The organism is Streptomyces sp. NPDC000941 (assembly GCF_053599555.1).
Genome location: NZ_JBSFMM010000069.1, coordinates 26,011 through 48,964, shown reverse-complemented (window position 1 = coordinate 48,964; position 22,954 = coordinate 26,011). Strand labels below are relative to the sequence as shown.

Below are 22,954 nucleotides of genomic sequence, written 5' to 3'. Positions count from 1 at the left end.
CCGCGCCGCCCTCGCCGCGGAGGCGCCGGACCGCCGGGAGCTGTTCACCGGCATCGAGGACGGCAAAGCGCGCCGTTGAAGTGATGGGGAGGCCCGTAGGGGACGGGCCAACAGAGCACCAGCGCGGTCACGGCAGCCAGCCGGTCACGCCGACGAGGGGGTTAGGGGTGCTAGGTCACTCGTCGGGGTTGGAGTTGCGGGTGTGGTCGATGTCCTCGACGTCGATCCACCGGCCGCTGGGGTACTGGTCGACGGTGGACCCGTTCACGACGACAGTGGATCCGCTGATGCTGCCGCCGCACTGGATCCCGACCACGCTGCCGGGCGCGGCGTAGTTGACGACCGTCTCGTCGTTGTTGTTCCGGTTCTTCGCCATGGAACTTCTCCGTGTCTCTGCGATGGGTTTGGCCGGACTGTCCGGCTCCCCTCAACCCCGCCCGTACGGCACCGCACAGAGCGGCCCGGACGGGCGGAGGAGGCAACCGGCCGCCGCAGACAGCGCGGCGGAAAGGTCAAAGAGTGCGCGGGTCTTGCTCCGCGCGGGCCACCTTCTTGGCTCATTGCTGAGCTGAGGACAGGCGGTAGATCCTCGGTCCACTGTTGAGTTTTCAAGGAACGAACGCTTCCTTCGGACCCGTCTCACGGGGCCCTCCGGGCGCTGTCGGAGCAGCCCAAAGAAGGCCCTCCTTCGGTCGCTGTCCTAGGACTGCGGCCGATGACAAGACAATGGCGCACAGTCCTGGGACTGTCAACAGTCCTGGGACTGTGTTTCACTGGGCGATGTCGAGAGGAGGTTCTGCATGGCACCCAAGTGGCGGGAGCTTGCGGACCGGATCGCCGAGAAGATCCGGAACGGTGAATACGCGCCGGGCGACCAATTGCCGCAGATCAGAGACCTTGTGGAAGCGGGTGAAGGGTCCAAGTCCACGGTTCACGCGGCCTATAAGGCGCTGGAAGCCGAGGGGTTGGTGACCTCCTCGCGCGGCCATGGCACCGTCGTGCGCCAGCGAGCGCCGCTCAAGCGACTCGGCATTGCCCGATACGACAAGGCCAAGTGGCGCGATGGGGGCGAGGTGGCGTTCATCGCCGACCGCGTCGCCTCCGGGCGTGCGTACCGTCGTGGCGAGCAGACCCAGACCGTTAGTCGTGTCGTGGCGCCTCCGGCCGCCGCTGCCGCCCACGGTCTACCGGCTGGTGCCGAGGTCTATGCACGAGCGCGACTGGTGAAGGAAGGCGAGCAGCCGACGCACACCCTGACCAGCTACTACCGGCCCGAGCATGTGGAGGGAACGAGACTGGTCGACCCGACGCCCGGCCCGGCCGGTAGGGGCGGCGGCTTTCGCGTGCTGTACGACGCGGGGTACGAGATCGACCACATGAAGGAATCGCTGTTCGCACGCGTCCCGACGGCCGAGGAAGTGAAGCTTCTCCAGCTCCCACCGGGCGAACCCGTCGTCGAGCTGCATCGGACCACGTACACGGCGGATGGCACAGTGGTCGAGTTCGCCATCGGAGTGCACGCCGCCACGCGCTTCGCCTGGGAATACGACTTCAAGGTCCCCGACTCCGCCGATCAGAAAGATGAGGAAGGCGCCCCCCATGCCGAGTGAAGGAAAGCCGCAGCCGATCGACACAGCGGTCATCACGGCCCCGAGCGACGTGCCCACCGCCGACCTGTGGCTACTGGCCGAGCGACGGGAGCGCCATACCGGGCGTGTCATCGGCCAGGACAAGAGCAGCGCCAGCGCGCCGGATGCACTCGCTGCTCTTGCGCTCGGCGCTGTTATCCGCCGCGTCCTCGACGACCAGGAGCAGCACCTTGTTCTCGAGGGTCTGCGGCACGGAGCGACGTGGGAGCAACTGGCGCGGGCGCTTGGCCTGGCCGACTCCGCCCAGGCACAGACCGCGTTCGTGGCGTGGGCCCAGCAGCTCCCGAGCGGCGAGGCGACCGAGGCGCTGCGCCTTGCCGGACTCGGGAAGGGCCAGTGATCTCGGCGCAGGCATGGGCGGATGCCCGGCGCGTCTGGGACTACCACCAGATGGGTCACACAGCGCGGCCCTGCTCGGTCGCCATCGGCCTGGGGAGTCACGACCTGGGCGTGGCCGATGCGGCCGTGAGGCTGTACGAGAGCGGCATGGCTCCGTTGCTGGTCTTCACCGGGGCCAACAGCCCCACGACGCTGGACGCCATGCCGCGCGGCGAAGCCGTCCATTACCGGGAGCGGGCGCTGGAGCTGGGGGTACCCAGCTCGGCCGTGCTCGTCGAGCCCCGGGCGCGCAATACCGGCGAGAACATTCGATTCTCACGGGCACTGCTCGAAGAATCCGGCGTCGATGTGTCATCCGTGCTGCTGATCAGCAAGCCGTACGAGGAACGGCGCTCGTATGCGACGGCGCGCAAACTCTGGCCCGAGGTGCAGGTCGTCAGCGCGTCCGCGCCGATGACCTTCGAGGAATACCTGGACTCCATCGGGGACCCGCGCCTCGTGATTGACATGCTCGTCGGCGCCTTGCAGCGGCTGCTGATCTACCCCGATCAGGGCTTCATGATCAGGCAAGTGGTGCCCGATGACGTGATGGCGGCCTACGAACGGCTACGCAGTGACGGCTTCACGAGCCGCATCGTGTCCGTTGGTGCGGCGACGCGTGCGTGAGCGTATACGGGGCAGGCGTGGGACGGGACGGCCCGGCAGGGCCGTCCCGTCTACTCACAGCGGTGTGACCGTGGGGCCGTCTGTGGGCCGTCCGAGGGCGGCCAATGACGACCAACAACGACCAATGACGACCATCACCAGGTAGGGCGGCCGTCGCCCCACCTGGTGATCAGAGCACTCTGAGGAACTGGTTTCCGTCGCGAGCTTGGCGTACGGCAAGATGGGGTGTATCTGACGACGCGGCGCAGCCGCATGCCGATCCACGGGCGGCGAACCTCGTGGTAAGACCGCACTTCGATACCTACGATTGCCGGACGGTTTCTCTTGGCTGAGTACATCTACACCATGCGCAAGACGCGCAAGGCTCACGGCGACAAGGTGATCCTCGACGATGTCACGCTGAGCTTCCTGCCCGGCGCCAAGATCGGTGTCGTGGGTCCCAACGGCGCCGGTAAGTCGACGGTGCTGAAGATCATGGCCGGCCTGGAGCAGCCGTCCAACGGGGACGCCTTCCTCTCGCCCGGATACACCGTCGGCATCCTGCTCCAGGAGCCCCCGCTGGACGAGACCAAGACCGTCCTGGAGAACGTCGAGGACGGCGTGGCGGAGATCAAGGGCAAGCTCGACCGCTTCAACGAGATCGCCGAGCAGATGGCGACCGACTACTCCGACGCGCTGCTGGACGAGATGGGCAAGCTCCAGGAGGAGCTGGACCACGCCAACGCCTGGGACCTGGACGCCCAGCTCGAGCAGGCGATGGACGCCCTCGGCTGCCCGCCCGGCGACTGGCCGGTCACCAACCTCTCCGGTGGTGAGAAGCGCCGCGTCGCCCTGTGCAAGCTGCTGCTCGAGGGGCCCGACCTGCTGCTGCTCGACGAGCCCACCAACCACCTGGACGCCGAGTCCGTGCAGTGGCTGGAGGCGCACCTCGCCCAGTACGCCGGCACCGTCGTCGCCATCACCCACGACCGGTACTTCCTGGACAACGTCGCCGAGTGGATCCTGGAGCTCGACCGCGGCCGTGCCATCGGCTACCAGGGCAACTACTCCACCTACCTGGAGACCAAGCAGACCCGGCTGAAGGTCGAGGGCCAGAAGGACGCCAAGCGGCAGAAGCGCCTGAAGGAAGAGCTGGAGTGGGTCCGCTCCAACGCCAAGGGCCGCCAGGCCAAGTCCAAGGCGCGACTGGCCCGTTACGAGGAGATGGCCGCCGAGGCCGAGAAGACCCGGAAGCTGGACTTCGAGGAGATCCAGATCCCGCCGGGCCCGCGCCTGGGCAGTGTCGTGGTCGAGGTGGAGAACCTCTCCAAGGCGTTCGGCGAGAAGGTCCTGATCGACGACCTGTCCTTCACCCTGCCGCGCAACGGCATCGTCGGCGTCATCGGCCCCAACGGCGCCGGCAAGACCACGCTTTTCAAGATGATCCAGGGCCTGGAGACCCCGGACGCGGGCGACATCAAGGTCGGCGACACGGTCAAGATCTCCTACGTCGACCAGAGCCGCGCCAACATCGACCCCAAGAAGACGCTGTGGGCCGTCGTCTCGGACGAGCTGGACTACATCAACGTCGGCCAGGTCGAGATGCCCTCCCGCGCGTATGTGTCCGCGTTCGGCTTCAAGGGCCCGGACCAGCAGAAGCCGGCCGGGGTGCTCTCCGGCGGTGAGCGCAACCGCCTGAACCTCGCGCTGACCCTCAAGCAGGGCGGCAACCTGCTGCTCCTCGACGAGCCGACCAACGACCTCGACGTGGAGACCCTCTCCTCGCTGGAGAACGCGCTGCTGGAGTTCCCCGGCTGCGCCGTGGTCGTCTCCCACGACCGCTGGTTCCTCGACCGCGTCGCGACGCACATCCTCGCGTACGAGGGCGAGTCCAAGTGGTTCTGGTTCGAGGGCAACTTCGAGGCGTACGAGAAGAACAAGGTCGACCGCCTCGGTGCGGACGCGGCCCGTCCGCACCGCGCCACCTACAAGAAGCTGACCCGGGGCTGAGTGTGGCCCGCCATATTTACTCCTGCCCCCTGCGCTGGTCCGACATGGACGCGTTCGGCCACGTCAACAATGTGGTCTACCTCCGCTATCTGGAGGAGGCGCGCGTCGACTTCATCTGGCGGCTGGCGCCGGGGGACGACAGCGGCGCGTTCACCGGCGGCGTGGTGGTCGCCCGGCACGAGATCAGTTACCTCAGGCCGCTCGTCCACCGGCACGCCCCGGTGACCATCGAGCTGTGGGTGAAGGAGACCGGCGCCGCGTTCATCACGCTCGGGTACGAGGTCAAGGACGAGGACACCGTGTACGCGCGGGCCTCGACCATGATCGTCCCCTATGACCTGGAGCGCGGCCGTCCGCGCCGTCTCACCTCCGAGGAGGAGGGCTTCCTGGTGAAATACCGGGAAGACGCCGCCGGGGCCGCCGAGGCGGCTCCCGAGGCTGCCGGGTCCGCTGCGGCTACCGGGCGGGACGAGCAGCCCGAGGGGGCAGTGACCGTATGACGGTGCAGGGGGAGGAGCTGCGCTTCGCCGACCCGGGGGAGGCGGCGGACCTCGCCGCCTTCCTGGCCCGGCTGATCCACTACGACCGGGCCGCGGCGGTGCGGCTGCAGGCGGGCGGCGGAGTGCTCGCCGTCTTCGGCCGCCCGCCGTCCTTCGAAGTGCTCGCCATCCGTACCGCCCGGCTCGCGGCCGACACCGTACTGGACACGACGGTCTCGGCCGGGCAGTTCGCGGACGCGCTGGACGCGGCGGCGCTCGACGCGGCGGCGCGGCGCAGGGCAGACGGCGCCGGTGCGGCGCCCGACGGTCCGGCCGGCCTGGCCGTGGCCGTACCCGACCCGGTCACCGGCCCGCCATGGGCCGGGCTGCTGCCGCCGCGCGGCGGCTGGCGCCGGGTGCCCGGTCTGCCGGGCGTGGCCGAGGTGCGCGGGGCGGTCGCCTCGGCCGTCGCCGAGTTCCGCGCCCGGGACGCGGCGCTGCCCGAGGAGCGGCGCACCCGCGCCGAGCGGGACCGCATCGGCCGCGAGATCTGGTCCCGGACGCTCGGCGAGACCGGCCTCCCACTGCGCGCCGTACACGCCGCGCAGTCACTGGGCTTTCTGCGCCAGGCCCGCACCTCGGAGCCGGTCGCCGCGGCCGTGGCGACCGGCTCGCCGGGCGGCGGGGCGACGGCGCTCGCCCCCGAGCCCGAGCAGCTTGCGCTGCTCGGCGCGGGCGGCTGGCTGCGGCTGCGCACGCCGTACGGCTCGATAGCGGTGCGCAAGACGGGGCTGCCGGGGCTCTCGGGCCTGTCGGTGAGCCCTGCCTGACCGCCGCCTGACCAGCCGCCGTCGGCCCTCGTCCGAGCCGCCCGAGCGAGCGGCTGTGGGAGGGCGGCGGCGGGGTCAGCCCGCGGTGTTGACCATGGACGCGGCCGCGTAGGTGAGGTAGTCCCACAGCTGCCGCTCGAGCTCGGGTGCCAGCTCCAGCTCGTCCACGGCGTCGCGCATATGACGCAGCCAGGCGTCGTGAGCGCCGCGGTTCACGGTGAAGGGCGCATGGCGCATGCGCAGCCGCGGGTGGCCGCGGTTCTCGCTGTAGGTGCGCGGACCGCCCCAGTACTGCATGAGGAAGAGCCGCAGCCGCTCCTCGGCCGGGCCCAGGTCTTCCTCGGGATACATGGGCCGCAGCAGCGGATCCTCGGCTACGCCCTGGTAGAAGCGGTGCACCAGGCGCCGGAAGGTCTCCTCGCCGCCGACCTGTTCGTAGAACGTCTGTTCCTGAAGCGTGCCGCGCGGAATCTCTGTCACTCCCCCATGCTCTCAGACCGCCTGACGGAGGACTCCGGACGTAGGTCGCGATGGAGGCGCGGGCGCAGGACAGTGGAGTCATGGGCAGCACGCGCACGGGCAGGCGCGGCGCGGATGGCGCGGACCGGAAGTCCGATCCGTACGCCGCGACGGCCGCGACGCTGCGTGCCGCCCTGGTCCGGGAGATCGCCGAGGGCGGCGGGCTGACCGACCCGGCGTGGCGGGAGGCTTTCGAGGAGGTGCCGCGCCATGTGTTCGTCCCCCGTTACTACGAGGCGGGCGAGCCGAGCACATCCGGCGGGACGGCGCTCTACGAACGGCTGGGGCGGCACGACACCGAACCCGCGCGGCGGGCGCGCTGGCTGGCCGGGGTGTACTCCGACGCGCCCTTGGCGACGCGGGTGCGCGACGGCGAGCTCGTCTCCTCCAGCAGCCAGCCGTCGCTGATGGCGCGGATGCTGGAGGCCCTGGCGGTACGGGACGGGGACAGCGTGCTGGAGATCGGCACCGGCACCGGCTACAACGCGGCGCTGCTCGCGCACCGGCTCGGCGAGGACCGGGTCACGACCGTCGACATCGACCCGGACATCACCGACACCGCCCGCGACCACCTGGCCGCGGCCGGATACCAGCCGACGGCCGTCACCGGGGACGGGGCGCTCGGCTGCCCCTCGCGCGCCCCCTTCGACCGGATCATCGTCACCTGCGCCGTGACCGCCCTGCCGCCCGCCTGGCTGGACCAGTGCCGGTGCGGCGCGCTGATCCTGGCGCCGCTCGCCACCGGGCTGATCGCGCTGTGGGTCGCCGACGCCGAGCACGGCGAGGGGCGCTTCCTGACCACCCCCGCGTACTTCGTCCCGCTGCGCGGCAGCGAGCCCCGGCCCCCGGTCCGTACGAAGGGACTGCCGACCGAACCGCTGCTGGAAGACTCCTTCCGCTTTCTGCTGAACGTGGTCACGGCGTGGCTGGACCCGCTGGAGGCCCTCGCACTGTGGGAGCACGAGGGCCGGCCGGGGCGGGAGCGCTACGGCGTGACGGTGCGGGAGCGGCGGCAGTGGGCGTGGCTGGACGACCCGGAGGGCGCGTACGCCTGGCCGCTGGGGCCTGCCCACGCCGAACGGGCTCACTGAACGGGCTCGGCGGAAGTGGGCTCCTAGTTGAGACCGCCCGAGGCCCGGAGGTTCTGGCCGGTGAGCCAGCGGCCGTCCGGGCCCGCCAGAAACGCCACGACGTCGGCCACATCGGACGGCTGCCCGAGCCGGCGCAGCGGGGTGATGCTGACGATCAGGTCCAGCACGTCGCCGGGGTTCGCGTCGTGCAGCATGTCGGTGTCGGTCGCCCCCGGGGAGACCGTGTTGACGGTGATGCCGCGCTCCCCCAGCTCCTGCGCGGCCGCCGCGGTGAGCTGTTCCAGCGCACCCTTGCTGATCATGTACGGGGCGACGCCCGGCACGGCCCGGACGGTGTTGAGCGTGGAGATGTTGACGATCCGCCCGCCGTCGGGCATATGCCGGGCCGCGTACCGCACGGTCAGGAAGGCGGCCTTCAGATTGACCGACAGCAGATGGTCGAAGTCCTCCTCCTCGATCTCGGCGAGAGGGGCCCTCGGGAGGTTCACGGCCGCGTTGTTGACCAGGATCTCCACGCCGCCGGACGGCCCCTGCGACGCGGTCTCCATCAACTGCTCCGCCGCCCCGGGCCCGGTCAGGTCCAGCCGCACCGCGCGGGCGCGGCCGCCCGTCTCCTCGACGGCGCGGACGACGTCCTCGGCGGCCTCGGCGCTGCGCGCGTAGTTGAACACCACCTCGGCGCCGTCGCGGGCCAGCCGCTCCACGATGGCCCGGCCGATGCCCCGCGAGCCTCCGGTGACGACCGCGGTCTTGCCTTTCAGCGCTGGCATTGCACCCTCCACACATCTCGGTGAGCGGATGTTCCGCCCCGGATCTATGCAGGGTGCGCCTCCGGCGGCGGGCTGTCGGCCGAAGAAGTCGGCCGGTCGCCCGCCACCGGGCTGCGTCGCGTCAGCCGGGGGAGAGGAGCCGTCCTCGGCCCTATCCCCGGCGCACGGTGATCGTCGTCCAGGCCCCGACGTGGACGCGGTCGCCGTCCTGGAGGGGGATCGGGACGTACGGCTGGATCGGGTCCTCTCCGCCGTTGATCGTGGTGCCGTTCGTCGAGTCCTGGTCGACGACCGCCCAGCCGCCGTCCGGCTGCTGGACGAGCATCGCGTGCTGGTGGGAGACCCCGGGGTCCTCCGGCGGGCGCGCCAGGTCGATATCGGGCGACTCGCCGGTGCTGTGGCGGCGGCGGCCGATGGTGATCTGCGGCCCGGTGAGCGGGAGCTGCTGCTCGGGGGAGTAGGCCGGGAGGTTCAGACCGGCCGCCTCCGGGCCGCTGCGGTGCATCATCGCCATGAAGTACTCACGGTCCGGGCCGACGAACGCGACCCACCCCGCGGGGGCCACGGGCCCGGGAGGACTCGGAGGGCCGCCCTGGGCTGTGCCCTGGGTGAAGTGGGCGGGCGGCCCCTGGTGCGGTCCGGGCGCCGGGGCGCCCGGGTAGTCGCCGCCGCCGAAGGCGGGCCCGGGCGGGGCCGGGGCCTGGGGCGGCTGCGGCTGCCCGTACGGCGACGGGGGCGCGGGAGCGTTCGGCGACGCGGCGGGCCCCGCGGCGTTCGGCGGCTGCAGCGTCCAGTCGTCGTTGGCGAAGGACGGGCCCGGAGGCTGCTGCATCGGCGGCGAGGGCAGCAGCGGCTCGGCCGGGCTCGGGTGACCCGGCTGAGGCGGGCCCGCCGGGTAGCCGCCCGGACCCGGACCCCCGTGGGGCCCCTGCGGCGGGAACGCCTGCGGCTGCGGGGGCTGCGGCGGCTGGAAGCCGCCGGACCCGGGCGGGGGCGGCGGGGCGTACGAGGTGGGCGACTGGGTCAGGAAGTTGTAGCGGCACTCCTCGCAGAACGGTGCCTGCGCCTCACGGGGCGTACGGCACTGAGGGCACAGCTCCGCCTGGAAGGTGGGGTCCGGCGGCTGCGGGGCGGGCGCCGGGTAGCCGTAGCCCCCGGGCGGACCCTGGAATCCCTGGGCGTCCGGTGGCTGCGGGGCGGGCGCCGGATAGCCGTAGCCCCCGGGCGGGCCCTGGGGCCCCGGGGCGCCCGGCGGTGGCGACCCGCCGGGGAAACCCATGCCGTCCGGGACGCCGGGACCTCCCGGGCCCGCGGGGCCCGGAGCGCTTCCCGGGAACCCGGGCGGGCCGGGCATCGGCGGTGGCGGAGGCGGGGGGACGGCGCCCGTGGGCATGGGTGTCCCCGACATCCGGTGGCCACACACCTCGCACCAGTCGTCGGCCGCTGATTGGTGGCCGTTAGGGCAGGTCGGCATGTCGGTGTTCCCCCTCTTGTGCCGTTCTCGGCGCTTACTGCCGTTTTGCGTGCTTGTCGCGTTACTTCTTGTTACCTTTTGACGCGAACTGTCTTGGTGGAGCGCGTTTCGAGGGTCATCTCGTCCGCCTCCGCGACCTTCGCCTTCAGTCGCACAGTACCCGTCGCCACATCGACGACGTCCACCACCTTCGCAAGCAGTTTCGCCGTGTCCTCGTTCCCCGAGGCGTTCGCCAGCTGGACGGCACGTCCCAGCTTGGCCGTTGCTCCGTCGGTATCTCCCGCTTTGCGGGCATCCAGGCCCTGTTGGATGGCCTGTGCCAGTTCTGCCTGGCCCGTATAGTGCGCGACCTGCGGATTTATCGCGGTGGAGGCGACCATGTCCTCCGTCCACACAGCCCGCACCAACCCCTGGGCGAGCGTGGCCGGGAGCGCGGCGTGCCGCGGGTCGTGCCGCGGATCGTGTTGCGGCAGTACGAGAGAGACGCGGGCGGCCAGCATCTCCTGCCCGACGTCGGCCGCGGGCACCCGCACACACAGGTGGTAGTCGCGGGACTCGTCGCCCCAGGAGCCCGTCGGATAGTCGCCGGCCCGCGCTCCGGCCTCGGCGCGCCGGTCGGTCAGGTCCTCGACCGCGGGCGCCACCTGCTTGACGAACGCCACCTCGGCGCCCACCGGGGTCCACACCCGCAGGCTCACGTCCGCGATCTCCTTGCCCATCGCGGCATCCATCATGCGCGTGAAGTCCGCGGCCAGATTGGCGGGGTCTGCCACGATATCGGCCGTGCCGAGCAGCGCGGAGGCGATGCCGGTGACCTCCTTGACCTCCCAGTCCGTGCCCACCCCGCGCGCATCGCAGGTGAAGCGGCCCGCGCAGGCGTCCAGTGCGGCCCGCAGCTCGCCCGGCTCCTCGTGTTCGTTGCGGCCGTCGGTCAGCAGGATGCCGTGCCGGATCGGCGCATCGGCCGACGCCAGCAGCCGGTCGGCGAGGCGCAGCCAGGTGCCGATCGCCGTGCCGCCGTCGGCCCTCAGCCCGCGCAGCGCGTCCTTCGCCCGGGCCCGGGTGGCCGGGTCGGCGGTCGCCAGCCGGCCCTCGCTCGGGAAGATCTCCTCCGCCTGGTGCGTGCCGGCGACCACCGCGAAGGCGACGCCGTCGCGGATGGCGTCGATCGCGGCGGCGGTCGCGTCCCGCGCGTTGCGCATCTTCTCCGGCGGATAGTCCATGGAGCCGGAGCAGTCGACCATGATGACCACGGCCGCGCCGCCGCTCTGGTCCCGAGGTGGCGCGCCGCTCTGGTCCCGGGGCTGGGCGCCGCCCGGGTCCCGGGGCTCGGCGGGCGCCGGGAGTGCCGGGATGGGCATCCCCCCGGTGGTGCCGCCGCCGGTGGACGTGACCGTGACGATCGCGTTCACCTCGCGGCCGCCCTCGGGAAGGTACTCGTTCTGGTAGACCTCGACCGAGAACCGCGGCACGGTGGACTTGGCGAAGTTGGCCATCAGATCCGCTCCTTGGCTTCAACCGCTCCTGGGCTCAGACCGCTCCTCAGGCCGTCCGGAGATCAGCCGGATCCTGCCCCGCCCGGCTCCGCGGGGAACGGCAGTACGGCCACTGTTACGTTGTCGTGGCCCCCGCCCTCCAGAGCGTGGCCGACCAGAACGCGCGCGCTGTGCATCGGCCGGGCGTGGGCGTCCTGCGGCAGCGCGCGGGCCATGTCCTGCGCCGATTCCGCGTAGTTCCACAGGCCGTCGGTGCACACCACCACCACACCCGGCTGGTCCGGCTTGTAGGACGCGGTGTGCGGCTCCAGTTCATAGGCGTCCGCGCCGAGCCAGCCGGTGATGGCATGGGCCCGCTCGTCCGCGTACGCCTCCGCCTCGGACATCAGACCGGCCGCCACCATCTGGGCCGCCCACGAGTCGTCCTCGGTGAGCCGGGCGGGCGGCGCCGAACGGTCGTCGGGCACCCAGTAGGCGCGGCTGTCGCCGATCCAGCCGACGGTCAGGATGCCGGAGGTGACCACCGCGCTGACGATGGTGCAGGCCGGCGCGTTCTGCTGGCGCTGGTGGGGTTCGTCGTGCGCGCCCGCCCCGCCCGCCTCCGCCGCGAGGGAGTTCACGGCCTCGGAGGCGGCGACGATCGCCTCGTTCATGGCCGTCTGGGGATGGGCGCCACGGGGGAGCGCGGCGAGCAACGACTGGCCCGCGGCGCGGGCGGCGGCCGCGGACGCGTCGTCGGGGCGGGTCGCCGAGGACACCCCGTCGCAGACGACCGCGAGCACGGCCGGTGAACCGTCGGGCAGCGCGGCGGCGGACACGGCGAACGCGTCCTCGTTGCGATGGTGGCGCAGACCGCGGTCGCTGGCCGCCGCGACGCCCGCCAACTCCCGCTCCATGTGGTCGCGTTCCCGCGGCTGGGCGTGGCCGCAGGAGTCGCAGTATCCGTCCTGGTCGATGGTGCCCTCCCGGCACGCGGCGCACAGGCGGCGGCCGCTGCTCGCGTCAGTGTTCGGTCCGATGCCCGGCGTGCCCGGCGTACCCGGTGCGGCAGGCGTATCGGGGGTTGGTTGCTCCCCAGGAGCCGTGGCCCTGGGGTCGGCCGTCGGCCCGTCCGGCCCGTCCGGCCCGTCCGGCCCGTCCGGTACGTCCCAGGCGACCGGGACATCCGAGGCCGCCGGGACATCCGGACCCGCCGAACCCGCTGCGGCAGCCGGAGGCGCCGGGGCGGGGGCCGGGAGCGGATAGTCCTCCGGCTCCTGACGCCTGGCCCGCGCCGCTCCGTTCACCGGAGGCGCCGGACGGTCCGCGGCCACGGCGGCATCGGCGGCATCCGGCGCGGCCGAGGCCAGGTCGGCCCCGCACACGCCGCAGAAGTTGTCACCCGACTCCAGCGGCTCTTCACAGGTCGGGCAGGCTGCCACTCCAGGCAGCCGCGGCATCTGCGACATCGATCACACCCACGTCCTGGGGCGGAAACGGTTGGCCCGCTCCACCAGTTCGATCCTTTCCTCGCCGCGCTGCGCAAGCCTGGCGAGCACCCGGTACGAGCGTTCCAAGCCGAAGCGCAGTCCCCGCTCGTCCAGACTGCTGCCGAGCAGGGACGGCCGGGCGCCGCCCGGCGGCGCGCCGCTGCTGCCGGACAGTACCCAATCCAGGGCGCTGCCCAGTACTTCCGTGCACAGCCGCTCGTACCGCACCGCGTCCAGACCCAAGTGGCCCAGCCGCTCGACCTGTTGGGCCGAGGCCGTCAGATCGGCCAGCAGCGGCTCATGCGCGGCGCGCTGCCGCAGCCGGGCCCGCACCGCCGCGACCCGGGCCGCCGTGTAGTGAATGGACGACTCCGGTACGGACTCGAGAGCGGCCACCGCCCCCACGCGGTCCCCGGCGTACAACAGCACCCGGGCGAGCCCGAAGGCGGCGCTCACATGGTTCGGGTCGGTCGTCCACACCAGCCGGTAGTACTCCGCCGCATTGTCCAACTGGCCGAGCACCTCCGCGCACACACCGAGCGCCAGCTTCGGCGCGGGCTCGCCGGGAAACGCGTCGTAGACGGCGTCGAAGGACAGGGCCGCGGTCTCGTTGTCCCCGGTCGCCAGCGCGTGCAGGCCCCGACACCAGACGATCCGCCAGTCGTCGGGATGGCCGGCCTCCAGACCGTCCAGCGCGATCCCCGCCTCCCGTGCGTGGCCCAGCTCCAACTGCGCGCGGATACGGCGCAGCCGCAGCTCCAGCGAGTCGGCGGGGGCCGCCCGCAGCGCCGCGTGCAGCTCGGTCGGGGCGGAGGCCAGCAGCCCGGCGAGAAACCCGGCGTTGGCGTCGTCCGGATCCACCAGCGGCACCGGCAGTGCCAGGGCCGTGGCGCGGGCGTCCAGCGGCGCGATCGCGGGCAACGGCAGGGCGAGCACGCCCTGGGGGCGGGGCGGAGCGGCGGCCGCCCGGCCCCGGCCGGCGCGGGCCCCGAGCGCCGACGCGTCCTGCCCCTGCTCGGCGAACAACTGGGTGTCCACCACCCGCGGCTCGGGCCCGAACAGCGTCGACAGCGCCGGCCGGGGCCGCCCCGTCTGCAGCGCCACGACCTCCCGCAACACACCCGTCAGCTGATCGGCCATCTCCTGCGCCGAGCCGAACCGGCGGTTCGGATCGGGGTCGGTGGCCCGCACCAGCAGCCGGTAGAACGACTCGTAACGCTGGAAGACCTCGATGTTCCCCGGGTCGGGCAGGCTGTCCGCGAAGACGTTCGTATAACCCTGGAAGTCAAAGGTCAGCACGGCCAGCGTGCGCGCCACCGTATACAGATCCGAGGCGACCGTCGGGCCCAGCTCCGAGACCTCGGGGGCCTGATAGCCGACCGTGCCGTAGATCGGGCTGTCCTCGTCGTCCATCCGCCGCACCGCGCCCATGTCGATGAGCTTCAGCTGGTCCTGCTGCTGGATGGCGTTGTCGACCTTGAAGTCGCAGTAGAGCAGATTGCGGCTGTGCAGATGGCCCAGGGCCTCCAGGGCCTCGATACCGTACGCACACGCCTGCTCGACCGGCAGCGGATCGCGCCTGCCGTCCGGTGCGCGGCGGGAGTTGGCGATGTCCTTCAGCGACTTGCCGCCGACGTACTCCATCACGATGTAGCCGTCGAGGCTGCCGGTGCGCTGATCGAGATGCTCGACGAAGTTGTAGATGCGGACGATGTTGGAATGCTCGATCTCGGCGAGGAACCGGCGCTCCGACACCGCGACCGACAGCGCCTCCTCGTCGCCCGTGTCCAGCAGGCCCTTGAGGACCACCCAGCGGTCGGACACCGCCCGGTCGATGGCCAGATAGATCCAGCCGAGACCGCCGTGGGCCAGACACCCCGCCACCTCGTACTGGCCGCGCACGATATCGCCGGGGCTCAGCTTGGGCACGAAGGAATACGGATGGCCGCACTTGGTGCAGAACCCCTCGGTACGGCCCGGCCGGTCGCCGCGGGCGCGCCCCACCGGCGCCCCGCAGTCGCTCCGGCTGCAGAACCGCTTGCGCTCCGGCACCTCCGGATTCGTCAGCACCGCCATCCGCGGGTCGGTGCGCGGTACCTCGTCCACGCTGACCAGGCCCGCGCCCAGGCGGCTGCGCCCGGAGCGGGCCACGGCGGAGGAGCGGGAGCTGCGCACCGACACCGAACGCGAGGACGACCGCCCCGACCCCAGCGAACGGGACAGCCGCCCGGACACCGAACGCCGGGACGAGGCGGACCGCGACGACGGGCGCGAGGAGGAGCGGGAGCCGGTGGGCGACGAGCCGCTGCCCCGGTCGCCGCGCCCCACGCCGGTGATACCGGTGGGCGACGAGCCGACCATTCCGTCCCGCGAGACGACCGGGGCCATACCGCACGTGTCGCAGTACAGCTGACCGCCGCCCACATCCTCGTACGACCCGCCGCACCCACGCCGCTGACACCTGCCCAAAGCGCTCACATGGTCTCCTTTGGGGTAAGATATGCGTCGTGCGTTGCGAGAACCAAGCGCGCACGACGCGCTGAGCGAGAGCCAAGCTGGCGCAACCCAATGCTTTCGGGCGACCGGGCAGGTTCCGTCCCGGCTGGTGTTGAGGGAGTAAGATCTTTCAGGTCGCTGACCTGCGGGGCTTCCTGAGCCAGGAATCCCCCTGCTTCGGCTGGGGGAGGGTTCAAAGTGCCTCCCCCGTTCTGCGGTCCCGCGGCCCCTTCTGGCGCGGGACCAGGGCCTCGGCCGCGGCATGCTGGTAGCGCAGCACCGCCGCCTCGGCGGCGCGCAGATCGCAGGGCGCGCTCCACAGCATCCGGCGCGCCGTGTCGTACCGCTCGATCAGCAGCGGGTCCTCGGCCATGCCATGACGCGAGACCTTCGCCTTGTACGCGTCCAGCCGGCCGCGCAGTTCGGCGCGCACCGCCAGCGGCGCGGTCACCGCGGTCAGCGACTCCCGGGCCCGCAGCAACTCGTCGTCGGCGCGCTCCTCCAGGGACTCCAGCAGCGGGGAGAGCCGGTGCCACTGGGCGCGCCTGCGGTACTCGGCCGCCGTCACCAGCTGCTCCTGCAGCACGGTCGGCGGGCCGCTGACCGCCGGCACCTCGGATGCCGCGATCTTGGCCAGCACCTCACCGCGCGCCTGTCGCGCCTCGGAGAGCGTGCGGTCCGCACGGGAGAGGACGTCGCGCAGCCGCATCAGCCGCCGCTCCGCGTCCTGCCGCACATCGAGGACCGCCTCGATCTCGCGCCGTACGTCCTCCAGGGCGCGGGCCGCGGCGTCGTAGCGGGTGGTGTCGGGGCGGCCGCCGCCGGGCGCGGAGCTCGGCGAGGCGCCGGACCAGAAGGCGAGCGGATCGGAGACGACCTCGGCGCGCAGCGACGTCAGCTCCGCGGTGATCCGCTCCAGGTCGTCGCCGGAGGGGTGCTCGCCCGGGCGCACCCCGACCGAATGGGCGAGGGAACGGGTGCGGCGCAGCTCGGCGGAGAGCATGTCGATACGGGCGGGCAGCGCGGACCAGACGGCGTCGGCCGTGACGATGACATCAAGGGCCTCGGCGTACCACCGGTTCATCCGGACGACCATCGCGTTCAGCGTCAGCTGCTCGCTGAGCAGCGGCGAGCCGGTGAGCGAGGCGCTGCTGGGCAGCGTGATGCCCGGGCCGCGCAGCAGCCCGGTGAGCTCGGCCAACTCGCCGGACGTGGACCAGCGGTGGCGGGAGCGCACCTCACGGGCGGAGTGCAGCGCGTCCGTATAGGCGTCGTAATACGTCCACAGCAGGGAGATGGCCTGCTCGGTGGTGGCCCACCGGTCCTTGGTGACGCCGGTCAGCTCGGCGCCCTCCAGGAGTCTGCGGCCCGCGTGGTCCTGGAGGGCGAGCAGCGAGGACTCGATCGCCTCGTGTTCGGCTCCGAGCTTCGCCAGCACGCGGTCCACCTCCTCGCGGCCCATGACCGGCTTGTCGGGTTCCCCCGCGGAACTGGGGAAGGGTCCCGTGCCCCCCATCGATCACCTCTCTGTGTCCGTGCCCTGTGACCTACGTGATCCGTATCCGCTACATCCCTACTGCGTGCACTTACTGCGTGCATCCCTACGCGCGCTCGCCGCGCGCTAATCCTCGGCGGCTGCTAGTCCTTGACCGTTAGTCCTTGACCGCTAGTCCTTGACCGCTAGTCCTTGTAGGTGGGAGCCGGTGCCGCCGGATTCTCCTCCGTTCTGCCGAGATCTTCGGCGAGCCACTTACGGTAGGCCCGCATCCAGGAACTGTTGTCACCGCCGGAGCGGTACGCCTCCAGCACCTTGTTGACCCGGCGTACCAGGTCCTCATCGCTCTTGTTCATCGCCACGCCGTAGAACTCCTCGGTGAACGGCTTGCCGACGAGTTTGACGGACGGGTCCTGGGCCGCCTGCCCGGCCGCCAGCGCATTGTCCGTGATCACGGCGTCCACCTGGCCGAGCTGCAATCTGACCAGGCAGTCCAGCTGATTGGGCACCGGGTCGACCTTGATCGCGCCCAGGTCCTCGGCGCCGTCCTTCTCCTTGTCCAGCTCGGCCTCGGCGGTGGAACCCTGCGCCGTGCAGACCTTCTTGCCGCGCAGCGAGGTGTTGTACCCGGTCACCGAGGAGCCCTTGGGGACCAGCACCTGCTGCCCGGCCTTGAAGTAGGCGGTGGAGAAGGCGACGTCCTTGAGGCGGTCGCAGTTGATGGTCATGGTGCGCACGACGATGTCCACCTTGCCCTGCTGCAGGGCCTTGACCCGCTGGCTGGTGGGGATGGCGCGGTAGATGACCGCGTCAGGGTCGCCGAAGATGTCCTTGGCGATGGCGCGCACCAGCTCGATGTCGAAACCCGTGAGATCGCCGGTGGCCGGGTCGCGATAGCCCCAGCGGTAGCTGTTCTGGTCCACCCCGGCGATCAGCTTGCCCAGCCTGTGGCCGTCGACCTTGCGGTTCTTGATGCGCTGTATGGCCGGGCCGCTCGCGCTCGACGGCCGCAGACTGGCCTCCGGTCGTACGCACTTCTCCGCAGTGGTCGCCGCCGTGGTCCGCGCGGTCCGCGGCTGCATCCCGCTTCCCTCGCCCCGCCCGCTCCCGCCCCCGTCGCCCTGGTCGTCCAGCGCCGCGGGCACGAAGATCGCCGTGGCCACGCCCAGGGCACAGACGGCCGCCGCGGCGCCCGCTCGCACTGCTCGCCCCGCTCGCATCCTCACGCCCCCCATCGCCCTCACCGGTACTCCGACAGCCGGCGGCCTATGCCCAGCAGCGCGGCCGCCGCGCCCAGCGCGGCCAGCACCCCGGCGCCGAGCGCCAGCCCGGTCAGCGCGCCCCGCCCCTCGTCCGCCGCCTGCTTGAACTCCCGCTGCTCATGGTCCAGGGCCTTGGCCAGCAACTTGTCGACCTTGTCGAACGACTCGCCCGTGCTGCCCTCACCGCCGATGACCTTCTCCCGCGCGTCCTTGTAGTTGCCCGCATCGTCGTCGGCACGGGCGGCCTTGTGGCGCACCTGCCACTCCCGTACGCGCTTGGTCGCCTCGTCCACCGGGGCGCGGCCCTCGTCGTCGTCCGCGAGGCCGCGCGCCCGGGCCAGCAGGCTGCCGGGGGCGGCCCCGACCTTGTCGTCGCTCGCGACGCTTCCGGCGTCGGCGCCGTCGTCGCCTATCAGGCCGGACATCTGCTCGGCGTAGCCCACCTCATAGGCGTCCTTGCCCTTGTCCTTGCCCTTCTCGACGACGACCGCGCCACGCGCCACCAGCGTGAGGTTCTCGTCGCCGCGGGCGCGCAGCGAGTCGATCCGGGCCTCGTTGAGCACATGCAGGGACTTCGCCCCGTGGTCATTGGAGTCGTTCAGCGCGGAGCGGGCGAGGCCATGGCCGACCGCCAGCCACACCAGCACCACCGCCGAGGCGGCGGCAGAAGCGAGCAGCCCGCGGTTGAACACCCGGTTGGTGCGCAGAAAGTCACGCCGCTGGGCCAAGCCCAGGGCGGCAAGCGCGGCGACGCCGAGGCCGATCGCCGCCCACGGCCAGGACGTCGCCTCCTCGTAGTCCTCGCCCAGCCGCGCGGTCTCGGCCTGGTACAGCCGACCCGCGGCGGGCAGCAGCCGCTGCCGCATGATGTCGTTGGCATACCGCAGATAGGCGCCGCCCAGCGGCAGCCCCTGGCGGTTGTTGGCCCGCGCGGACTCGACCAGGCCCGAATAGACCGGCAGGAGCTCGCCGATCCGGCGTATCTCCTCGCGAGCGGTCGCCGAGCCCTCCGTATTGGCCGCGGCCCGCACCAGCAGTTTGGCGGCCCGGTCGATATCCGCCTCGTACCGCCTGCGCACCTCCGTCGGCTCCTGCCCGCCGGCCAGGAACGCGCTCGCCGCGGTCGTGTCCGCGTCGGCCAAGGAGCGGTAGATGCTCGCCGCGTCGGCGCTCAGCGGCTGGCTGTGCTCCACCACCGCGTCCGCCGCGGTCTGCCGGTCGGAGACCTGCCAGGCCGTCACCGCCCCGAACGCCACCACCAGCGCCGCGAGCACGGCCCCGATGACCCGCAGCCGCCCCGGCTCCGTCGTCGCCGCGGACCGGGCCCGCTCAACGCCCTCCCGCCACGCGGCCCGCCGCCGCCCCGACAACGCGCCCGCGGCCGCAGCTCCGGCCGCGCCGGTGGTCGGCGGGTATGCCACTTGACCTCCCCCTCGGTCCTGACCCCTCAGTCACTGTCGGCGGCCCGTCGCCCGATGCGGCGGGGGACAGGTATCCGGGCAGCAGTATGGACGCCAGCCGCCGACGAGCACACCGGTCGTGCCCGGATCTTGGCCCGATCGCGATCTTCGCCTCTGGGCCACCGGCCCCGGGGGGTGTCCGCGTCGTCCTCCTTCTCCCAACTTCTCATACGCTTCTCGGCGCGCATCGGTTCCCAATTACCCGCCCCGACCTGGAAAATCGAGGTCCTCAGCCCCGGGCTCAGGAGGCTTCGGCCCCGGGCGCAGGGATCATCAGCCCCGGGCGTAGTGCGCGCGCAGCGCCGTGTACGCCGCCGCGGGCGCGCCCATGCGATCCAGACCGAGCAGAGCGGCCCCGAGCACCGGCGGCGCGGTGACCACCCTCGGCTCCGCCTTGGGCGCGCGCTCGGCAAGCAACTCGCGGACCCGGTCGTCCAGGAGCGGATGGCGCGCCGCGAGCACCCCGCCGCCGAGCACCACCGGCGTCTGCTCACCGAGCAGTTCGAGCCGGGCCAGGGCGACCGTGGCCATGGTGACCACTTCCTCCGCCTGCCGGGCGACGATCCCGCGCGCGATCTCGTCGCCCGACCCGGCCACCGCGAAGAGCAGCGGCGTCAGCTCATGGCGCCGCGCCTGGGTGATCCGCCCCAGATGAAGCGCCTCGATCAGCTCGTACATGGTGGCCAGGCCGAAGTGCTCGGGCAGGGCCCGGGCCAGGGCCGTCGGCGCGCCGCGGCCGTCCTCCGCGCGCGCCGCCCACCACATCGCCTCCAGCGACAGATCACTGCCGCCGCCCCAGTCGCCGGAGATCCGGCCGATCGCGGGGAACCGCGCGGTGCGGCCGCCATGGCCGAGCCCCGCGCAGTTGATGCCCGCGCCGCATACGACGGCGACGCCGGTCGGCTCGCCGTCGTCCGCGACCCCGGCCCGCAGCAGCGCGAAGGTGTCATTGGCGACCGTGACGCTCGACCCCCAGCCCTGAGCCGCCAACAGCGGCGTCACCTGCTCCTCCTCGGCCGGGAGATCCACATTGGCCAGGCAGGCCGAGACATGCTCGGTGGACGGCGGCCCGTCGAACCCGGCCGCCCGCGCCGCCCGCGCCACCAGCGGGGCGAGCGAGGCCACCGCGGCCTCGGCGCCCACCACGGGCGGCTGGAAGCCGCCGCCGCGCGCGGTGCCGAGGACCGCCCCGTCCGGGCCGACCAGCGCCACATCGGTCTTGCTGTTGCCCGCGTCGACCGCCAGGACGGATGCGCGCGGCGGGTGGGCGGTCACATTCTGGGACTGCTTCAGGCCCACGCCAGGTGCTCCCGGTTGTGTGCGATGAGAGTGTCGGTCAGCTTCTCGGCGTACTCGATCTGGCCGATCAGAGGATGGGCCAGCAAGGCGTCGAAGACCCGCTCCCGGCCGCCCTTCAACGCCGCCTCCAGCGCCAGGTCCTCATACGCGGTGACATGGGCGACCAGCCCCGCGTAAAGGGGTTCCAGCGGGCTGACGGGCAGCGGGCTCGCGCCGTGCGCGTCCACGGCCGCGGGGACCTCGATCACCGCGTCGTCGGGGAGGAAGGGCAGCGTGCCCCGGTTGAAGGTGTTGACGATTTGCACCTCGCCAGTGTCCCGCAGCAGGGACGAGGTCAGATCGACCGCCGCCTCCGAGTAGAAGGCGCCGCCGCGCTTGCCCAGCAGCTCGGGCTTCTCGTCCAGCGTCGGGTCGGCGTACATCTCCAGCAGCCGCCGCTCGATCGCCGCGACCTCGGCCGCCCGCGACGGCTTCGTCCCGAGCTCCCGTACGACCGCGTCGTGCTGGTAGAAGTAGCGCAGATAGTACGAAGGGACGACGCCCAGACGGTCGATCAGCGCACGCGGCATCCGCAGATCGTCGGCGATCGCGTCGCCATGCTCGGCCAGCAGCTTGGGCAGCACATCCTCGCCGCCCGGGCCGCCCAGCCGCACCGCACGCTCCCAGGTGAGGTGGTTGAGGCCCACATGGTCGAGCGACACCTCGTCCGGGGCCACGCCCAGCAGCTTCGCGAACTTCCGCTGGAAGCCGATCGCGACATTGCACAGTCCGACCGCCCGGTGCCCCGCCGTCAGCAGCGCGCGGGTCATGATGCCGACCGGGTTGGTGAAGTCCACGATCCACGCGTCGGGATTGCGGCGGCGCACCCGCTCGGCGATGTCCAGCACCACCGGAACCGTGCGCAGGGCCTTGGCGAGCCCGCCCGCGCCGGTGGTCTCCTGTCCGACGCAGCCGCACTCCAGCGGCCAGGTCTCGTCCTGGTCGCGGGCGGCCTGCCCGCCGACGCGCAGCTGCAGCAGCACCGCGTCCGCGCCGTCCACGCCCGCGTCCAGGTCATCCGTCCAGGAGATCCGGCCGGGGTGGCCCTGTCTGGCGAAGATCCGCCGCGCCAACCCGCCGACCAGCTCGAGGCGGTCGGCGGCCGGGTCGACCAGGACCAGCTCCTCCATCGGCAGCACATCCCGCAAGCGGGCGAATCCGTCGACGAGTTCGGGGGTGTAGGTGGATCCGCCACCCACCACTGCGAGCTTCAACCCTTGACTCCTGTCAGTGTGACGCCTTCGACGAAGGCTTTCTGGGCGAAGAAGAAGACGATGATGACGGGGGCCATGACCAGCAGTGTCGCGGCCATCGTCAGATTCCAGTTGACGCTGTGCGCGCTCTTGAAACTCTCCAGGCCGTACGACAGCGTCCAGGCGCCCGGATTCTGCGCGGCATAGATCTGCGGGCCGAAGTAGTCGTTCCAGCAGTAGAAGAACTGGAACAGCGCGACGGCCGCGATACCCGGCTTGGCCATGGGCACGATGATCCGCAGCAGCGTCCGCAGCTCCCCGCAGCCGTCCACCTTCGCGGATTCCAGGTATTCCCCGGGGATCGTCAGCAGGAACTGCCGGAGCAGAAAGATGGAGTACGCGTCGCCGAACGCCATCGGAATGATCAGCGGCCACAGCGACCCCGACAGATGGAACTGCTGGGCCCACACCAGATACATCGGCACCACCACGACCTGCGGCGGCAGCATCATCGTGGAGATGACCAGGATCATGGCGGTGCGACGGCCACGGAAGCGGAATTTGGCGAGTGCGTAGGCGACCGGCACCGAGGAGAGCAGCGTGAACGCAGTGCCGAGCCCGGCATATATCAGGGAATTGCGCCACCAGTCCAGAAAACCGGGGGTTTTGAAGACCTCGGTGTAATTGGACCAGTGCCATGAGTTGGGCCACAGATCGCCGCTCATCGCCTGGCTGTCACTCATCACCGAGGTCAGAAAGACGAAGACGAACGGCAGCACGAAGAACAGCGCGGCGGCGATGGCGACCGCGTGCACGGCGATCCAGTGCAGTACGGCCTTGCGGCGCGCGGCCGGGGCAGAGGAGGGGCGGGCGGCGGGCCGTACCGGCGCGGACGGTGCCGAGAGGGTCGTGGTGGTCATATCGGTTGGTCCTCTCAAG

At 71.7% G+C, this 22,954-nt stretch carries 21 protein-coding genes; 8 read left to right on the top strand and 13 right to left on the bottom strand.

Going from position 1 to position 22,954, the window contains the following annotated elements; all coding sequences use genetic code 11:
• Positions 1 to 175 precede the first annotated feature (175 nt).
• Entirely contained in the window at positions 176 to 376 is a 201-nt protein-coding gene (locus tag ACWDSL_RS22810) for a hypothetical protein (protein WP_450488141.1), read from the bottom strand.
• Between the two features lie 424 nt (positions 377 to 800).
• Between ACWDSL_RS22810 and ACWDSL_RS22805 the strand changes: the two genes are divergently transcribed.
• From ACWDSL_RS22805 to ACWDSL_RS22780, 6 genes are all read left to right on the top strand, one after another.
• On the top strand, positions 801 to 1,610 hold the full coding sequence (locus ACWDSL_RS22805) for a GntR family transcriptional regulator (protein ID WP_450488139.1): 810 nt from the start codon (positions 801 to 803) through the stop codon (positions 1,608 to 1,610).
• Positions 1,600 to 1,989 (top strand): hypothetical protein, encoded by a 390-nt coding sequence (locus ACWDSL_RS22800; protein ID WP_450488137.1) that lies wholly within the window; start codon positions 1,600 to 1,602, stop codon positions 1,987 to 1,989. The genes ACWDSL_RS22805 and ACWDSL_RS22800 overlap by 11 nt, the downstream gene beginning before the upstream one ends.
• The gene (locus ACWDSL_RS22795; RefSeq protein WP_450488135.1) at positions 1,986 to 2,654 is read left to right on the top strand and encodes a YdcF family protein; all 669 of its coding nucleotides are present in this window, start codon (positions 1,986 to 1,988) and stop codon (positions 2,652 to 2,654) included. The genes ACWDSL_RS22800 and ACWDSL_RS22795 overlap by 4 nt, the downstream gene beginning before the upstream one ends.
• 324 nt (positions 2,655 to 2,978) lie before the next feature.
• Positions 2,979 to 4,643, top strand: a complete 1,665-nt coding sequence (ettA, locus tag ACWDSL_RS22790; RefSeq protein ID WP_450488133.1) for an energy-dependent translational throttle protein EttA — start codon at positions 2,979 to 2,981, stop codon at positions 4,641 to 4,643.
• Between the two features lie 2 nt (positions 4,644 to 4,645).
• The gene (locus tag ACWDSL_RS22785) at positions 4,646 to 5,143 is read left to right on the top strand and encodes an acyl-CoA thioesterase (RefSeq protein WP_450488131.1); all 498 of its coding nucleotides are present in this window, start codon (positions 4,646 to 4,648) and stop codon (positions 5,141 to 5,143) included.
• Complete coding sequence (locus ACWDSL_RS22780) at positions 5,140 to 5,952, top strand: hypothetical protein (RefSeq protein ID WP_450488129.1); 813 nt, start codon at positions 5,140 to 5,142, stop codon at positions 5,950 to 5,952. Before ACWDSL_RS22785 ends, ACWDSL_RS22780 begins: the two co-directional genes overlap by 4 nt.
• A gap of 75 nt (positions 5,953 to 6,027) precedes the next feature.
• Here ACWDSL_RS22780 and ACWDSL_RS22775 read toward each other — a convergent pair whose 3' ends face one another.
• Positions 6,028 to 6,432: a globin gene (locus tag ACWDSL_RS22775; protein ID WP_450488127.1), complete on the bottom strand. Its 405-nt coding sequence runs from the start codon at positions 6,430 to 6,432 to the stop codon at positions 6,028 to 6,030.
• A gap of 80 nt (positions 6,433 to 6,512) precedes the next feature.
• Here ACWDSL_RS22775 and ACWDSL_RS22770 point away from each other — a divergent pair, with 80 nt between their 5' ends.
• Positions 6,513 to 7,562, top strand: a complete 1,050-nt coding sequence (locus ACWDSL_RS22770) for a methyltransferase domain-containing protein (RefSeq protein ID WP_450488125.1) — start codon at positions 6,513 to 6,515, stop codon at positions 7,560 to 7,562.
• A 23-nt stretch (positions 7,563 to 7,585) separates the two neighbouring features.
• Here ACWDSL_RS22770 and ACWDSL_RS22765 read toward each other — a convergent pair whose 3' ends face one another.
• The 5 genes from ACWDSL_RS22765 to ACWDSL_RS22745 all read right to left on the bottom strand — a co-directional run bounded on the left by ACWDSL_RS22765 (position 7,586) and on the right by ACWDSL_RS22745 (position 14,877).
• Entirely contained in the window at positions 7,586 to 8,332 is a 747-nt protein-coding gene (locus ACWDSL_RS22765) for an SDR family oxidoreductase (RefSeq protein WP_450488123.1), read from the bottom strand.
• Positions 8,333 to 8,483: 151 nt separating this feature from the next.
• A complete protein-coding gene (locus ACWDSL_RS22760) occupies positions 8,484 to 9,806 on the bottom strand; it encodes an FHA domain-containing protein (protein ID WP_450488121.1) in 1,323 nt (440 codons plus the stop codon).
• A 71-nt stretch (positions 9,807 to 9,877) separates the two neighbouring features.
• The gene (locus ACWDSL_RS22755; protein WP_450488119.1) at positions 9,878 to 11,302 is read right to left on the bottom strand and encodes a VWA domain-containing protein; all 1,425 of its coding nucleotides are present in this window, start codon (positions 11,300 to 11,302) and stop codon (positions 9,878 to 9,880) included.
• A gap of 62 nt (positions 11,303 to 11,364) precedes the next feature.
• Positions 11,365 to 12,750, bottom strand: coding sequence for a PP2C family protein-serine/threonine phosphatase (locus tag ACWDSL_RS22750; protein ID WP_450488117.1), 1,386 nt, complete (start codon positions 12,748 to 12,750; stop codon positions 11,365 to 11,367).
• A gap of 3 nt (positions 12,751 to 12,753) precedes the next feature.
• Positions 12,754 to 14,877 carry a tetratricopeptide repeat protein gene (locus tag ACWDSL_RS22745; protein WP_450488115.1) on the bottom strand — a complete coding sequence of 708 codons (2,124 nt, stop codon included), beginning with the start codon at positions 14,875 to 14,877 and terminating at the stop codon, positions 12,754 to 12,756.
• On the opposite strand from ACWDSL_RS22745, the gene ACWDSL_RS22740 reads away from it, so the two are divergent.
• A complete protein-coding gene (locus ACWDSL_RS22740; protein ID WP_450488113.1) occupies positions 14,858 to 15,184 on the top strand; it encodes a hypothetical protein in 327 nt (108 codons plus the stop codon). The genes ACWDSL_RS22745 and ACWDSL_RS22740 overlap by 20 nt on opposite strands.
• A gap of 276 nt (positions 15,185 to 15,460) precedes the next feature.
• Here ACWDSL_RS22740 and ACWDSL_RS22735 read toward each other — a convergent pair whose 3' ends face one another.
• The 6 genes from ACWDSL_RS22735 to ACWDSL_RS22710 all read right to left on the bottom strand — a co-directional run bounded on the left by ACWDSL_RS22735 (position 15,461) and on the right by ACWDSL_RS22710 (position 22,935).
• Complete coding sequence (locus tag ACWDSL_RS22735; protein ID WP_450488111.1) at positions 15,461 to 16,783, bottom strand: hypothetical protein; 1,323 nt, start codon at positions 16,781 to 16,783, stop codon at positions 15,461 to 15,463.
• Positions 16,784 to 16,947: 164 nt separating this feature from the next.
• Positions 16,948 to 17,997: a glutamate ABC transporter substrate-binding protein gene (locus ACWDSL_RS22730; protein WP_450488109.1), complete on the bottom strand. Its 1,050-nt coding sequence runs from the start codon at positions 17,995 to 17,997 to the stop codon at positions 16,948 to 16,950.
• Between the two features lie 5 nt (positions 17,998 to 18,002).
• Positions 18,003 to 19,445 (bottom strand): hypothetical protein, encoded by a 1,443-nt coding sequence (locus ACWDSL_RS22725; protein WP_450488107.1) that lies wholly within the window; start codon positions 19,443 to 19,445, stop codon positions 18,003 to 18,005.
• Between the two features lie 312 nt (positions 19,446 to 19,757).
• The gene (locus ACWDSL_RS22720) at positions 19,758 to 20,783 is read right to left on the bottom strand and encodes an N-acetylglucosamine kinase (protein ID WP_450488105.1); all 1,026 of its coding nucleotides are present in this window, start codon (positions 20,781 to 20,783) and stop codon (positions 19,758 to 19,760) included.
• A complete protein-coding gene (locus ACWDSL_RS22715; RefSeq protein ID WP_450488103.1) occupies positions 20,774 to 22,036 on the bottom strand; it encodes a 6-phospho-beta-glucosidase in 1,263 nt (420 codons plus the stop codon). Before ACWDSL_RS22715 ends, ACWDSL_RS22720 begins: the two co-directional genes overlap by 10 nt.
• Positions 22,033 to 22,935 carry a carbohydrate ABC transporter permease gene (locus tag ACWDSL_RS22710; protein ID WP_450488101.1) on the bottom strand — a complete coding sequence of 301 codons (903 nt, stop codon included), beginning with the start codon at positions 22,933 to 22,935 and terminating at the stop codon, positions 22,033 to 22,035. Before ACWDSL_RS22710 ends, ACWDSL_RS22715 begins: the two co-directional genes overlap by 4 nt.
• Between the last annotated feature and the right edge of the window lie 19 nt (positions 22,936 to 22,954).

Excerpts from the sequence above, each read along its gene's own strand:
- ACWDSL_RS22810 (WP_450488141.1), bottom strand. The coding sequence starts at position 376 with ATGGCGAAGAACCGGAACAACAACGACGAGACGGTCGTCAACTACGCC.
- ACWDSL_RS22805 (WP_450488139.1), top strand. The coding sequence starts at position 801 with ATGGCACCCAAGTGGCGGGAGCTTGCGGACCGGATCGCCGAGAAGATC.
- ACWDSL_RS22800 (WP_450488137.1), top strand. The coding sequence starts at position 1,600 with ATGCCGAGTGAAGGAAAGCCGCAGCCGATCGACACAGCGGTCATCACG.
- ACWDSL_RS22780 (WP_450488129.1), top strand. The coding sequence starts at position 5,140 with ATGACGGTGCAGGGGGAGGAGCTGCGCTTCGCCGACCCGGGGGAGGCG.
- ACWDSL_RS22770 (WP_450488125.1), top strand. The coding sequence starts at position 6,513 with ATGGGCAGCACGCGCACGGGCAGGCGCGGCGCGGATGGCGCGGACCGG.
- ACWDSL_RS22765 (WP_450488123.1), bottom strand. The coding sequence starts at position 8,332 with ATGCCAGCGCTGAAAGGCAAGACCGCGGTCGTCACCGGAGGCTCGCGG.
- ACWDSL_RS22760 (WP_450488121.1), bottom strand. The coding sequence starts at position 9,806 with ATGCCGACCTGCCCTAACGGCCACCAATCAGCGGCCGACGACTGGTGC.
- ACWDSL_RS22755 (WP_450488119.1), bottom strand. The coding sequence starts at position 11,302 with ATGGCCAACTTCGCCAAGTCCACCGTGCCGCGGTTCTCGGTCGAGGTC.
- ACWDSL_RS22750 (WP_450488117.1), bottom strand. The coding sequence starts at position 12,750 with ATGTCGCAGATGCCGCGGCTGCCTGGAGTGGCAGCCTGCCCGACCTGT.
- ACWDSL_RS22735 (WP_450488111.1), bottom strand. The coding sequence starts at position 16,783 with ATGGGGGGCACGGGACCCTTCCCCAGTTCCGCGGGGGAACCCGACAAG.
- ACWDSL_RS22730 (WP_450488109.1), bottom strand. The coding sequence starts at position 17,997 with ATGGGGGGCGTGAGGATGCGAGCGGGGCGAGCAGTGCGAGCGGGCGCC.
- ACWDSL_RS22710 (WP_450488101.1), bottom strand. The coding sequence starts at position 22,935 with ATGACCACCACGACCCTCTCGGCACCGTCCGCGCCGGTACGGCCCGCC.